At 61.9% G+C, this 13,844-nt stretch carries 11 protein-coding genes; 10 read left to right on the forward strand and 1 reads right to left on the reverse strand.

Annotated features, from left to right (window positions below; genetic code table 11):
• Positions 1-3: 3 nt before the first annotated feature.
• The 10 genes from nosP to NZ453_RS11500 all read left to right on the forward strand — a co-directional run bounded on the left by nosP (position 4) and on the right by NZ453_RS11500 (position 12,967).
• On the forward strand, positions 4-1,185 hold the full coding sequence (gene nosP, locus NZ453_RS11455; protein WP_263770714.1) for a nitric oxide-sensing protein NosP: 1,182 nt from the start codon (positions 4-6) through the stop codon (positions 1,183-1,185).
• Positions 1,178-2,338: a histidine kinase gene (locus tag NZ453_RS11460; protein WP_263770715.1), complete on the forward strand. Its 1,161-nt coding sequence runs from the start codon at positions 1,178-1,180 to the stop codon at positions 2,336-2,338. The genes nosP and NZ453_RS11460 overlap by 8 nt, the downstream gene beginning before the upstream one ends.
• A gap of 216 nt (positions 2,339-2,554) precedes the next feature.
• A complete protein-coding gene (locus NZ453_RS11465) occupies positions 2,555-3,559 on the forward strand; it encodes an ABC transporter substrate-binding protein (RefSeq protein ID WP_263770716.1) in 1,005 nt (334 codons plus the stop codon).
• Between the two features lie 125 nt (positions 3,560-3,684).
• On the forward strand, positions 3,685-4,884 hold the full coding sequence (locus tag NZ453_RS11470; protein ID WP_263770717.1) for an ABC transporter ATP-binding protein: 1,200 nt from the start codon (positions 3,685-3,687) through the stop codon (positions 4,882-4,884).
• On the forward strand, positions 4,881-6,536 hold the full coding sequence (locus tag NZ453_RS11475) for an ABC transporter permease (protein ID WP_263770718.1): 1,656 nt from the start codon (positions 4,881-4,883) through the stop codon (positions 6,534-6,536). Before NZ453_RS11470 ends, NZ453_RS11475 begins: the two co-directional genes overlap by 4 nt.
• Positions 6,537-6,576: 40 nt before the next feature.
• A complete protein-coding gene (locus NZ453_RS11480) occupies positions 6,577-7,440 on the forward strand; it encodes an HAD family hydrolase (RefSeq protein WP_263770719.1) in 864 nt (287 codons plus the stop codon).
• A 38-nt stretch (positions 7,441-7,478) separates the two neighbouring features.
• A complete protein-coding gene (locus NZ453_RS11485) occupies positions 7,479-8,537 on the forward strand; it encodes an ABC transporter substrate-binding protein (protein ID WP_263770721.1) in 1,059 nt (352 codons plus the stop codon).
• Positions 8,518-10,785: an ABC transporter permease gene (locus NZ453_RS11490; protein WP_263770723.1), complete on the forward strand. Its 2,268-nt coding sequence runs from the start codon at positions 8,518-8,520 to the stop codon at positions 10,783-10,785. The genes NZ453_RS11485 and NZ453_RS11490 overlap by 20 nt, the downstream gene beginning before the upstream one ends.
• A 67-nt stretch (positions 10,786-10,852) precedes the next feature.
• A complete protein-coding gene (locus NZ453_RS11495) occupies positions 10,853-11,950 on the forward strand; it encodes an ABC transporter ATP-binding protein (protein ID WP_263770724.1) in 1,098 nt (365 codons plus the stop codon).
• A 57-nt stretch (positions 11,951-12,007) separates the two neighbouring features.
• Entirely contained in the window at positions 12,008-12,967 is a 960-nt protein-coding gene (locus NZ453_RS11500; protein WP_263770725.1) for a LysR family transcriptional regulator, read from the forward strand.
• A gap of 30 nt (positions 12,968-12,997) precedes the next feature.
• Here the strand turns inward: NZ453_RS11500 and NZ453_RS11505 are convergent, their stop codons facing one another.
• Positions 12,998-13,828, reverse strand: coding sequence for an aldo/keto reductase (locus NZ453_RS11505; RefSeq protein WP_263770726.1), 831 nt, complete (start codon positions 13,826-13,828; stop codon positions 12,998-13,000).
• Between the last annotated feature and the right edge of the window lie 16 nt (positions 13,829-13,844).

The raw sequence follows: 13,844 nt of genomic DNA on the forward strand, positions 1-13,844 counted from the left end.
TCCATGACCATTGACGACAAAAGGGACGGAGTGCCACCACGACAGTTCGTGCGCACGGGGCATTCATTGGCTTCCGACGCGCGGCAGGCCGTACGCGAATTCCATGCCGCCGTGGCACAAGACGAGTGCGAGCTCGTCGTTTTCTTCTGCTCCAGCCATTACGATCTCGATGCGTTGGCCAGCGAAATGAAGCTCCGTTTTCCCGGCGTACGCGTCGTCGGCTGCACCACGGCCGGCGAGATCGGCCCATCCGGCTATCGCGATCACAGTCTTTCCGGGATCAGTTTTCCCACCGGCTCTTTCAAGGCGGCCGTCGGGCTCTTCGAAGGCCTGCAGGATTTCAGCATTGCCGAGGGTCAGGCGTTCGCTCGCACACTGTTGCTGCAGATCGAAAACACCTCGGCAGCACCGGACGTGGCTAATGTGTTCGCCTTCCTGATGGTCGACGGGCTGTCCGTACGCGAGGAGCCGGTGGTGCACACGTTTCAAACCGCCCTTGCCCGTATCCCGCTGATCGGCGGTTCTGCGGCGGACGACTTGGAGTTCAAACGCACACGTGTCTATCACGGCGACCGCTTTCATGATGACAGCGCTGTGCTGGTGCTGATCAGCACGCCGTTTCCTTTCCGCGTCTTCAAGACCCAGCATTTCGTAAGCAGCAAGGAACGGCTCGTGGTGACGGAGGCCGACCCATCGCGGCGCCTCGTCAAGGAGGTCAACGGCTTGCCGGCTGCCGAAGAGTATGCGCGAGTGATCGGCGTGCCGAAGGAGAATCTGGGGGCTTTCAACTTCGCCAGTTCGCCGGTCGTTGTGATCCTCGACGGGACGGACTATGTGCGCTCGATCCAGAGAGCCAATCCGGACGGCAGCTTGACTTTCTTCTGCGCCATCGAGGAAGGCCTGGTGCTCCGGGTCGCGCACGGCGTGGATCTGCTCGACAACCTGAATCGCACCTTCGCCGGCCTCGTGCAGGAAATCGGGCCGCCGCAAGCGGTGCTCGCCTGCGATTGCGTTTTGCGCAACATCGAGATCGCGCAATCGGGGCTAAAAAGCGAGGTCAGCCGGCTGTTCGACGAACATCACGTCGTCGGCTTCAGCACCTACGGCGAACAGTTCCGGGGCGTGCATGTCAATCAGACGTTGACGGGTATCGCACTCGGAACGCGCGGGAGCGACGATGCCTGACGATGCATGGTGCTCCGATCCGGATACACGCGAACAAGCGTTGCGCGCCGAGATCGCCCGTCTCAACAAGATGGTAAACGCTCTGATGAACCGGGCGGAACGGAGCACCCAGGGCTCGGACTTCGGCCTCTTCCAGACGGCAATCGTGCTCGAAGGGCAGGTCCGCTCACGAACCGAAGCGCTCGAAGCGGCTTTGCACGAAAACGAGAGGATCAATCGGGCCCTGCAGTACACGAAGGCCCAGATGGAAATCGAGATCGAGGACCGCAAGCGTGCGCTCGTGGAACTCGAGCACGAAAAGGAAGAGCAGCGCGCCTTGATCCAGAAGCTCGAGGAAGCGCACAACCAACTACTGCAGTCCGAGAAGCTGGCTTCGATCGGCCAGCTTGCCGCCGGTGTCGCGCACGAGATCAACAACCCCATCGGTTTCGTGAATTCCAATCTCGGGACATTGAAGTCGTATGTCGACGATCTGCTCCAGCTCATCGGCCTGTACGAAGAAAGCCAATCGCAACAGGCGTGCGAACCCTCGCTGCAACAAGCGATCGCCGACCAGCGTCGGCGCATGGACTTCGAATACCTGCGCGACGACATCGGCAAACTGATTGCTAAATCCATCGATGGTACGGCGCGCGTCCGCCGCATCGTGCATGATCTGCGCGACTTTTCGCGGCTCGACAGCAACGACTGGGTGTGGGCCGACCTGCACGCCGGGTTGGAGAGCACGCTCAACGTGGTGTGGAACGAGCTGAAGTTCAAGGCCGAGGTGGTGCGCGAATTCGGGACGCTCCCGCTCGTCCAATGCCTGCCATCGCAGCTCAATCAGGTTTTCATGAACATGCTGGTCAACGCCGCGCAAGCCATCGCGGAGCGCGGAAGGATCACCCTACGCAGCGGACAGCAGGGCGATCAGGTGTGGATATCGATCGCCGACACCGGCGCCGGCATTGCGCCCGAGCTGATGACGAAGATCTTCGACCCGTTCTTTACGACCAAACCCGTGGGCAAGGGGACGGGCCTCGGACTGTCGGTTTCCTATGGGATCGTTCAGAAGCACGGCGGGCGTATCGACGTTGAGAGTACGGCAGGTGAGGGAACGACCTTCACGATCTGGCTGCCGGTAAAGCGGCCGATCGAAGCGTCGGGGAGCTGAATCGTCGCCAGCTGTTGTCGGCGTTCTCCGACCTGGAGCCCCGACCCGCGGGTGAAACCCATCCCTCGGCGGCATTGCCGTGCAAGGCTCCGGCGTACTCCAGCCCGGTTCTAATTGCCGCCATCACGATTACTGATTGGACGCGCCCATACCGGAAACCTACCATCGGATTGCTGCATTTTCTTCCCTTCCACTTTTGTTTTCGAAGGATCCATCATGAAAAAAGCAATTCGGGTGCTGTGTGGGGTCGCGGTAGCGGCCGCCATGCTCGGGTCAGCACAGGCGCAAACACCGTCCAAGAAGCTCGTCGTTTATTGTCCGCATCCCCTCGTCTTCATCGAGCCGATCGTGAAGAAGTTCGAGGCGGAAACCGGCATCCGCGCGGAAGTCGTCGCCGCAGGTACGGGCGAACTGCTCAAGCGCGTCGAGGCGGAAACCTCCAACCCGCTGGCCGACGTGATGTGGGGCGGCTCGATGTCCACTCTCGAACCCTCGCGCAAGTTCTTTGAAACCTATCGCACGCCCGAAGAATCCGGCTTCTTCGACAACCTCAAGAACACCGACGGCCGCGTCACGGCGTTCACTCAGATCCCGAGCGTGATCATGGTGAACACCAAGCTGATCGGCAACATCAAGGTCGAGGGCTATCAGGACGTTCTTAACCCCGCACTCAAGGGCAAGATCGCTTTTGCCGATCCGTCCAAGTCGTCCTCGTCGTTCGAACACCTGATCAACATGCTCTACGCGATGGGCAAGGGCGACCCGGACAAGGGCTGGTCCTATGTTGAAGCCCTCGCCAAGAACCTCGACGGCAAGCTGCTCTCCGGTTCCTCCGCCGTCTACAAGGGTGTCGCCGATGGCGAATACACGGTCGGCCTGACCTTCGAAGAAGGCGCGGCAACGTACGTGAAATCGAAGGCTCCGGTGAAGATCGTCTACATGAACGAAGGCGTGATCTCGCAGACCGACGGCTCAGCGATCATCAAAGGCGCCAAGAACCTCGAAAACGCGAAGAAGTTCATCGACTTTCTCTCCAGCAAGGAGACGCAGACGATGATCGCGACGCAGCTCAACCGCCGCTCCGTGCGCAAGGACGCGCCGGCGACCGACGGGTTGGCCCCGATGGCGAGCATCAAGTTGATCAAGGGCAACGACGAAGTCGTGAACAAGAGCAAGCGCCTCTGGCTCGAGAAGTTCAAGGACATCTACACCAGCCAGTAAGCGGCAACGCCCGCGGCGCCGGCGATCCGGCGCCCTGAACATGGCGCGGGGAGTGGCCGATGGCCGCCTCGCGCCCGTCCCGGGAGCCCTGTATTCCCGCCGGTCCAAGCATTTGGAGAAATTCCGTGAGTGTATCGATCCATGTAGAAAACGTAGTCAAGAAATACGGCGAAGTCACGATCATTCCCGACCTCTCGGTGGACATCGAGAACGGCGAGTTCTTTACTCTCCTCGGCCCGTCCGGTTGCGGCAAGACGACGCTGCTGCGCATGATCGCCGGCTTCAACAGCATCGAGGCCGGCAAGATCCGCTTCGACGACGAGGTCATCAACGCCATCCCGGCGCACAAGCGCAACATCGGCATGGTGTTCCAAAACTACGCGATCTTTCCGCATCTCACGGTCAGGAAAAACGTCGAGTACGGCTTGCAGTTCCGCGAGCTGTCGAAAGACGAAAAGACGCGCCGAGTCGAAGAAATGCTCAAGACGGTGCGCATTGAGGAATACCAGGACCGCTTGCCAGAAAGGCTTTCCGGCGGTCAGCAGCAGCGGGTGGCGCTCGCTCGCGCGATCGTGGTGCACCCGAGCGTGCTGCTCATGGATGAGCCGCTCTCGAACCTGGATGCGAAACTGCGCGTCGAAATGCGCGGAGCCATCCGCGACATCCAGAAGAAAGTCGGCATCACCACGGTTTACGTAACGCACGACCAGGAAGAGGCGCTCTGTATCTCGGACCGTATCGCGGTCATGCGCGAAGGCGTCATCCAGCAGATCGACGCGCCGCAAGTCATCTACTCGCGCCCGAGCAACATTTTTGTCGCCACATTCATCGGCCACTCGAATCTCTTCAAGACCACGCTTGCCGGCCAGGAATTGCGCTTCACTCCCGATTATGCCGTCAACATGGGCGGCCACGTTCGCAAGGACGCGCCGGCGGGCGCCACGGTGACGGGCGTGCGGCCGGAGGAATTCCATCTTTCCGAGTCCGGCCGCGGCTTGCCCGCCCGCGTGGTCAAAACAACCTTCCTCGGCCGGTACGTAAACTACGAGTTGGCCTTTACCACCGCCGGTCTCCTTCCCGACCAGGCCGCGATTGAATTCTCACAGGACATCGGCACGGCGAAGACGATTTACCAGCCGGGCGACATGGTGTACCTCGAAGTGAACCCGGAGAAGATCAACGTGTTCACAACCGGCGGCGATACGCTGATGCGCGACGCCAAGGCGGGCTCGGTCATCCGCCTCGCAACGCATACGGGGCACGCAGACGTCGGCCGTCAAGGAGAACGCGCCGATGGCACCGTCAGCGCGGGAGCCGGGTCATGAAACTGTCCGCCTCTTCCCGCGACTTCTGGTTCTGGGCGACGCTGGTCATCGCCGGACTGTTCATTCTGTTCCTCGTCTATCCGCTCTTCTCGCTTTTCGCCAGCAGCTTCCTGGATTCCGAGACCGGCAGTATGACGCTCTCGCACTACGCGGCCTTCTTCAAGAAGCGGTATTACTACCGGGCCTTGCTCAATAGCTTGAGCGTGACGTCCTGCGTAACGGTTCTGGCGATCCTCATCGGTGCGCCGATGGCCTACCTCACCTCCGCCTTCAACATTCGCGGCAAGCGGCTCATCGATGTGCTGGTCATCATCTCGATGCTCTCGCCTCCGTTCATCGGCGCCTATTCGTGGATTCTGCTCGGCGGCCGCAGCGGCCTCGTCACGAAGTTCTTCTCCGAGCAGCTTGGCATCAGCGTGCCGACGATCTACGGCTTCACGGGTATCCTGCTCGTACTCACGCTGAAGCTGTACCCGTTCGTGTACCTCTACGTCTCAGGTGCCCTGAAGAGCATTGACGTCTCGCTCAGCGAAGCGGCCGAAAGCCTGGGATGCAACCCGATCAAGAAGGTGTTCACGATTGTGCTGCCGCTGATCACGCCAACCGTCCTTGCCGGTGGCCTGCTCGTCTTCATGAACGCTTTGGCGGACTTCGGTACGCCGATGCTGATCGGCGAAGGCTTCGTCGTCATGCCTGTACTGATCTACTCCGAGTTCGTCAGCGAAATGGGCGGCCAAGCCAATTTCGCAGCGGCGCTGGCGGCGATCATGGTGGTCATCACGTGCCTGATCTTCCTCGGCCAGAAATACGTGGTGAACAAGAAGTCCTTCACGATGAGCGCGCTGCGGCCGATGAAACCGACTGACCTCGCGCCGGTTCCCAACGTTTTCGCGCATACCTTCATCTACGCGCTGGTGTTCCTCTCGATCATTCCCCAGCTCACGGTCATCTACACCTCGTTCATGAACGTGAATGGCGTGATGTTCGCTCCAGGCTTCTCGCTCGACAGCTATCGCATCATCTTCGACAAGCTGGGCGCGGCCATCACGAACACGTACCTGTACGGGCTCGCCGCCATCGTGGCGATCGTGCTTCTCGGCATGTTCATCGCCTACCTGGCGACACGGCGACGGAACCTGGTCACGTCGATCATCGACACCTTCACGATGTTCCCGTACATCATCCCGGGTTCGGTGCTCGGCATCACCTTGCTGCTGGCGTTCAACAAGCCGCCGGTGATCCTGAGCGGCACCGCGATCATCATCATCCTGGCCTTTGTTGTGCGCCGGCTGCCCTACACTTTGCGCTCAAGCGCGGCGATCCTCTACCAGATTAGCCCGAGCGTTGAGGAAGCGTCGATCAGCCTTGGCTGTTCGCCGATGAAGACCTTCTTCAAGGTGACGGCAATCATGATGCTGCCCGGCGTGCTCGCGGGCGCCATCCTGAGCTGGATCACGGTGATCAACGAGCTAAGCGCGTCGGTAATTCTCTACACAGGAGAAACGCGCACGATGTCGGTGGCGATTTACACGGAGGTCATCCGCGCCAGCTACGGGACGGCCGCCGCCTTGTCGTCGGTGCTCACGGTAACAACGATCATTTCGCTGCTCATCTTCTTCAAGCTTTCCGGAAACCGGGAACTGTCGATGTAGACGGCAGACGAAAGACAAGTACGATTTTTGGGGAGAATGGATGGGCAAGTTTGATGGCTACGTGCTGGTTTCCGATTTCGACGGCACGCTGATCGACCACCAGCACAGCGTCTCGCCCGAGAATGTGCGCGCCGTCCGCCGCTTCATCGCGGAGGGCGGCCGTTTTCTCGGTGCAACGGGGCGCACCGAATTGAATGTGATTCCCTTTGCAGAAGGGTTGCCGATGACTTCGCCGTGGATTCTCTACAACGGCGCCGCCATCTACGACTGGTCCACTGGCCGCTTCATCTACAAGGCGGTCCTCGATCGGCCGCTTACGGAGGCCTTTCTGCGCAAAGTGATGGCAAAGTTCCCGGGCGTCAATGTGCAGGTCTTCATGGGTGGGCCTTTCGCACAGGTGAACCCGAGCGCACGGCCGGACACGTTGGCCGTTCGCGAAGCTCAGTATTTCGAGAACAAGCCGCTCGAGGCCATCGTCGACGACTGGCTGAAAGTGCTGTTCTGCACCGACCTTCCCGAGGAAATCGCTGCCATCGAAGCGATGCTGGGCGAAGATCCCTTGGGGACGCAGGTGCACAAGACGCATTCCGGTGCCCGCTACTTCGAGCTGACGGCCCCCGGCGTCACCAAAGGTTCCGCACTAAAGTGGCTGAAGGAAAAGTTGCAGCCGACACCACGTTGTGTCGTTGCCATCGGCGACTATACGAATGACGTTGAGATGCTGTGCGAGGCGGACATCGCCGCAGCGCCGGAAAGTGCGCTGGCCGAAGTGAAGGCCTACGCCGACATCATCACGAACGGCCATACCGAAAGCGCCATCGCCGACCTCATCGACCGCCTCGAATCCTACGACTGTGCGTCAGGCGGTTCCCGGGCGATAATCTCTCCGGCCACCACCGGCTAGGAACCCCGCGGCACCGGCGCGGGAAGAAACAGGACGCAATGGGTAAGCTCAAGGACTACCTGCCGGGTATCGGGCTAGGGGCGCTGGTTTTCGCTTCCCTCTTTGGTTTCGCCCTGTCCAACACGGCGCACGCGCAGGCGCGCCGGCTCAACGTCGTCTGTTCGGTGCAGATCGAGTGGTGCGAGCTCGTGCGCAACGAGTATCAGCGCGTTTCCGGCGTACGCATGACGATGATCCACCGCAGCAGCATCGAGGCACTCGCCATGCTGCTCGCCGAACGCAACAACCCGCGCACCGACGTCTGGTTCGGCGGAACTGGCGATCCGCATCTGCAGGCCGCCGAGCGCGGCCTCACGCTCGAATACCGGTCACCCATCCTCGACGATCTGCAGCCCTGGGCGCAGGCGCAGGCCCGCCGTGCGGGATACCGCACCGTTGGACTCTATTCCGGCGTACTGGGCTTCGCGTTCCGCCCGGACCAACTCAAGCGTATCGGTGCGGAACCGCCGCGCTGCTGGCGCGACCTGCTCGCCGAGCCATTCAGGCAGCAGGTGATGATGGGCAATCCGACGTCGTCCGGCACGGGGTACATGATCATCTCGGCCTTGACGCAACTCTTCGGCGAAGAGGCGGGCAACGACTACTTGAAGCGCCTGCACAAGAACGTCGCCCAGTACACGCATGGCGGCCGCGGCAGCATCGAAAACATCGTGCGCGGCGAAGGTTCGGTAGCCATTGGTTTCATGCACGACGCGATTGCTGCCCGCGAGCGGGGCGCCGACCTGGAGTTCGAGTCTCCATGCGAAGGCACGGTCGCCGAGATCGGTTCGCTGTCGCTGATCGCCGGCGCTGCGAATCTCGATGAAGCCAAGCGCTTTTATGAATGGGCGCTCAGCGCGGAGGCGCAGACGTTGGCGCGAAAGGTGGGAGCTTTTCAGTACCCGTCGAACAAGCACGTGGCACCGGAGGCGCGCATTCTCGACCCAAGCCAGACCTTGCTCACGCCCTACGACCATCGACGCTTCGGATCGTCGCAGATCCGCAAACGACTGCTTTCCCGCTGGATCAACGAAATCAATGTACCGCAGAACGACTGACGCCGCGGCTCAAAGGGCTCATCCCGCCAAGCGTGAGGTGCTCGCGCTATGGCGGGCGCTTTGGCGTGTAGTGGCGCTCGGCTCGTTTTCGATGGCGGCTGCCGGAACGGCGTTCGCGCTTTCCCCCGGTGCGCTACAGGCGAAGGACAGCGATCTGCTGACGGCATTCGCCGGTTTGTGGGGCATTGGCGAAGTGGCCTTCGTTATCGCCGTCCTGCTATGGGCCGTCCCGGTCTTCAGCACGCTGCAGGCGGGAGTACGCACGTCGATCCGTGTGGGTGCCGCGTCGCTCGGTATCTTCGGTTCGGCTTCGATGCTCTTCAGTGCGCTGGCTACCCGCACTTGGCCCTCTGCGAGCCATCACGATTTCCTTGTGCCGATGGTGCTCGCGGCGGCAGCCCTCGCCGCGCTCGTCGCCTCGCTCGGTACGCTGGAAAACACCCTTGCGCGCACATTGGCCCGCGAACGCCGACCCTGGCGCGCCGCCCTCGCCGCGGCGTTCTGGGTAACGGCACTGATCGTCTTCATCGGCGTCCCGGTGGCCGGTGCCTGGAGTCTCGTATGGCATCGCACCGGCACCGCCATGCCGAACATGTCGGCGGGAATCGCCAGCCTCCTTGCTTCGCGATACTGGAGCCTGGGGTGCCTCACCGGCAACGGTGGCTGCGGCTCCGCGGTCAATTCGATCGGCCTCGGCGTCATCGTGTCCACATTGGCTGGAGCCCTAGGGTTATCGTTGGCGCTTTTCGTACACCGCAGCAACCGCAAGCTGCGCAAGTGGGTCGCGGTCCTCGTTTGCCTGCCGATGATCACCCCGCCCTTTCTGGTCGGCCTCGGGCTCGCACAATTGTTCGGGCAGGCCGGCATCGTCACCATCGTCCTCGAAGCGACGCTCGGCATTACCCGGTCGCGTTGGTTCTTCGGTGGCTACGGGGTGATGATGGCGCAGGTGCTTGTCTTCTTCCCGCTCGCGTATTTTCTGCTGCTGAATGCGCTCGATTCGCTCGGTCGCGAACAGATCGACGCGGCGAAATTCCTCGGCGCCTCCGATACCGATGTCTTGCGTACCGTGATACTGCCGGCGCTGCGCGACCCGCTGGCGGTAGCCATGCTGGTCGTCTTCGTCGAGACGCTTTCCGACATCGGCAATCCGCTGGTTATCGGCGGCAAGCTACGCGTGTTGGCGACGGAACTTTTCTACTCGAGCAGCACGGAGATCGCCTCCGGCGAAATGACAGGCGTACCGGCTCTGCTTTTGGTCGGCATCGCGCTCACCATGGCCGTCGTAAAGGAATATCTGGCGCGCCACCGCTGGCGGGGCAACACCACCCTGCCGGAAAGTCGCGAACGTTGCCGTTACGAGTTGCCGGCTCCTCTGCGTGGAATCTTCGGTGCATTGCTCACACTCTGCGTCCTGACGCTCGTGGCGATTTACGCGCTGCTCGTCGTCGGTGCTTTCTCTGAAGGCGGGATCGCGGACCGCTCGTTCACGCTGGAGAACTTCGTACGCGGCTTCGGTGTTCTCGTCGCTCAGGACGGCGTGCACCTGACCGGCTCCGGCTGGGATTCGCTGATCGCGAGCCTCTCGTGCGCCTTCCTGATTGCCCCGCTCGGCGGCGTGATCGGGATGGCGATGGTCTGGGTCCTGCAGCGCGGCGGCCTGCGCGGCGCACGCACGATCGAATCCATTTCGTCCTACATTCTCTCCGTTCCAAGTGTCGTCATCGGCGCCGGTTTCCTGCTCGCGTTCGGGCGCTTCGGCCTGACGAGCGTGGGCGCCTGGACGCTGATCCTGCTCGCGATGCTCTTGCGCAATCTCGCCGTCTGCATGCGCTTTGGCGGCGTCGCCTTGCGCCGGATGGACTCGGCGCAGATCGAAATGTCCGGCCTGTTCGGCGCCGGCGCCCTGACGACGTTCGCGAAGGTAGTCGCGCCGACGTTGCGCTCGACCTTCGTCGTCTCGGTGGCCTACGGCTTCGTGCGCTCGATGACGATGCTCGGTTCGGTGCTTTTGCTTTCGTCGGCCGAGAACCAGGTGGCGACCACGTATATGATCGACCGTATCGGTATTGGAGAATTCGGTGTCGGCATGGCCTACGGCGTCGTGCTTGCCGCGTGTATCGGCACCGTGCTGGCGATCGGGTGGATGGTAGCCTCGGCGCGACGGACGGTCCCAGGCCTGGGGGCGGCGTTGAGCGACTTGAAAGCCGCCGTGGTGCTCGCCCAGAAGGACGGCTTGGCGAGGTAGTGATGAAACAACGAGGCGTCGGAGCCCAAGCTCCGACCAGAAAACTGAAACTTGCGGGAGCGCGAGAATGCTGGTTCTGAAACGTTCTTCGATCGAAGCGAAAGGGGTTTCGCTGTCGCACGGAGACAAGCGCATTCTTTCCGGCATCGATCTGCGGATCGAGTCCGGCGAGTTTTTCTGCATCCTCGGCCCCTCGGGCGCGGGGAAGACCACCTTCCTGCGCGTCGTTGCGGGGCTGGAAACACCGGATAGTGGCGAACTTCTGATCGACGGCGATCCGGTCTCCTCCAAGCCGCCACAAAAGCGTGGCGTCGGCATGGTTTTCCAGAGTCTGGGGTTGTGGCCGCATATGACGGTGTACGAGACGGTCAGCTACGGACTCGTCCGCCAGGGCGTTCCCGAAGCCGATATCCGCCGCAAGGTCGACTTCATGCTCAAGCTCGTCGGCCTCGACGAACTCGCGCAGCGCTACCCCGGCGAACTGTCGGGCGGCCAGCAGCAAAAGGTGGCCATCGCCCGCGCGCTCGTGGTCGAACCGCGCATCCTTCTGCTCGATCAGCCGATGTCCGCGCTCGACCAGCCGTTCCGTATTCATCTGCGCCGCGACATTCAGTCCTTGCAGCGCAAACTCGGCATCACCACGATCATGGTCACGCACGACCCGGAGGAGGCGCTGAGCGTCGCCGACCGAATCGCCGTCATCCGCGATGGACGTATCCAGCAGATCGGTTCGCCGCCGGCTCTTTACGACTATCCGTTCGATACCTTTGTCGCCAATTCGGTAGGAACGGCGAATCTGATCGCTGGCAGCATTGAAGAGGACGAAGCGGGCGCCGCCTGTTTCTATTCCGACGCAACCGGCTCGGTGCCGCTACTGGACCGGCTGCGCGTTCCCGCGCCAGGGCGCGCCTATGCGTGCTTCCGCCCCTCCTCGGTACACGTCGCGCCCTACGACAGCAGCGCCCATGACGCCGACTATCTCTGGATGAACGGGCGTATCTTTCGTAGTGAGTTCCGCGGCGGCTATTTGCGTTACAGCGTCGGCGTCGGCGACGAAACCGTCGTCTGCGACCTGCCGCACCGCACGGCAACGCTACCGATGCCGGTAGGGAGCGAGGTGTTATTGGGTATCGAAATCAGCCAGATCAGGTTCGTGAATGCGTAAAACCGGGTATTCGCGAACAGCCGCTACGAACTTCGGGTCAATTCCCGGTCGTTGCCAATGCGCGCACGCAAGACGCGCAGCGACGGCCGAGCTCTTGTCGAACAACCTGGGCCGACAGGGACGGCCAATGGTGCCTACGTGGACATCCTGAGGATCCGGACTTTCGTTACCGTCGCCCGCCTCGGGCACGTCACCCGCGCCTCGGAGGTGCTGCACGTCACGCAGCCCGCCGTGACCGGGCATATCAAGACGATGGAGCAGGAACTCGGGATTGCCCTGTTCCGCCGCACCCCTGGCCGCATCGAACTCACGAAGTCGGGAGAAGCGCTGCTGCCGCATGCTGAAAAAGTGCTCGCCGACTTCAGCGCTCTCTTGAGCCATGCCAAAGCCATTAAGGGCGAAGTCACGGGCAGCCTGAACTTCGCCCTCGTCGATGACGTCGAGTTTCTGCGTATCGGCGGTTTCCTGAGCGGGTTGCGCAGCGCGTTCCCGCTGCTGCAACTCAAGACCTCGAACTGCTCTTCGGAGGAAGTCCTGGAGCGTGTAGCCAGCGCCGAATGCGACGCCGGTTTTTGTGTTGCCGATGCCGTTCCCCAAGAGCTGTCGGCGATCAAGCTGCGCGGTGTCACGTATGTCGTCGTCGCCCCCACGCCGCTCGCCGAAGCGCTCGGCAAAGCCGGCTGGCGCGATGTCGCTGGCATGCCATGGATTGCGCCGCCGGCACGCAGCCATGTGCGTCAAATCCAGAACGCGATGTTCGCCAATCAAGGCGTGACGCCGAACGTGGTCGTCGAATGCGACCAGCTCTCTGCGATCGAGGGCATGGTTCGCTCGGGCCTCGGGCTCGCGCTGATGCGCGAGGAAGTGGCGACGTCGATGGCCGCCGATGGCGAGTTCTTCATCTGGCCGCACGTAAGCCTCACCACGCAACTCGTGTTCGTCTTCCGTGCCAGCGAGGAGTCGAACCCCTCCACGGTGGGCATGATCTCCGTCCTCAAACGCGTCTGGAACGTTTAGCGGCGGCGCGAGCCGAAAGGCTCTCTCGTGCTACAGCATGGCCAACGGTTGCGGACCGCGCGGCGGCGGGAACAGCGCATCGAGTTCGGCGTGGATTTCGCGATCGAGCAGGCACGCCAGGGCACCGTGGTTTTCCTCGACATGCGCAACGCGCCCTGCCTTCGGGATCGCGATCACCCCGTCCTTGGCAAGGAGCCAGGCCAGCGCCAACTGTGCTGGAGAAACGCCGACACGGCGAGCAAGAGCGACAAGGCGTTGGTCGCGCACGAGGCGCGCCTGCTCGATCGGGGAATACGCCATGATGGGAACGCCGCGTGCGACACACCAGCGCAACAAGTCCCATTCGATGCCGCGACGCGTCAGGTTATACAACACCTGGTTGGTGGCGACCCGCTCGCCACCGGGCGTCGCGCAAAGTTCTTCCATGTCAGCAAGATTAAGGTTGCTGACACCCCAATGACGGATTTTTCCGGCCCGTTGCAATTCTTCGAATCCCGCGATCGTGTCCTCGAACGGGACATTACCGCGCCAGTGCAACAAGTAGAGGTCGAGCCGGTCGGTGCGCAAGCGCGCGAGGCTGCGTTCGCATGCCGCGATGGTGCCCCGCCGCGTGGCGTTATGCGGATACACCTTGCTGACCAGAAAAACCTCGTCGCGGCGTCCCGCAATCGCTTCGCCAACGAGTATTTCGGAAGCGCCCTCGCCGTACATTTCGGCGGTGTCGATCAGGCGCATTTCGAGGTCGAGCCCGCGTTGCAGGCTGCGGATTTCTTCGGCCCGCGACGCTCGCGAGTCGCCGATATTCCAGGTTCCCATCCCAAGAGCCGGCACTTGTTCGCCGGCGAGATTGACGTACTTCATGGTCGCCTCATTCAAT

The sequence above is a fragment of the Propionivibrio soli genome (genome assembly GCF_025770765.1).
Lineage (GTDB): Bacteria > Pseudomonadota > Gammaproteobacteria > Burkholderiales > Rhodocyclaceae > Propionivibrio > Propionivibrio soli.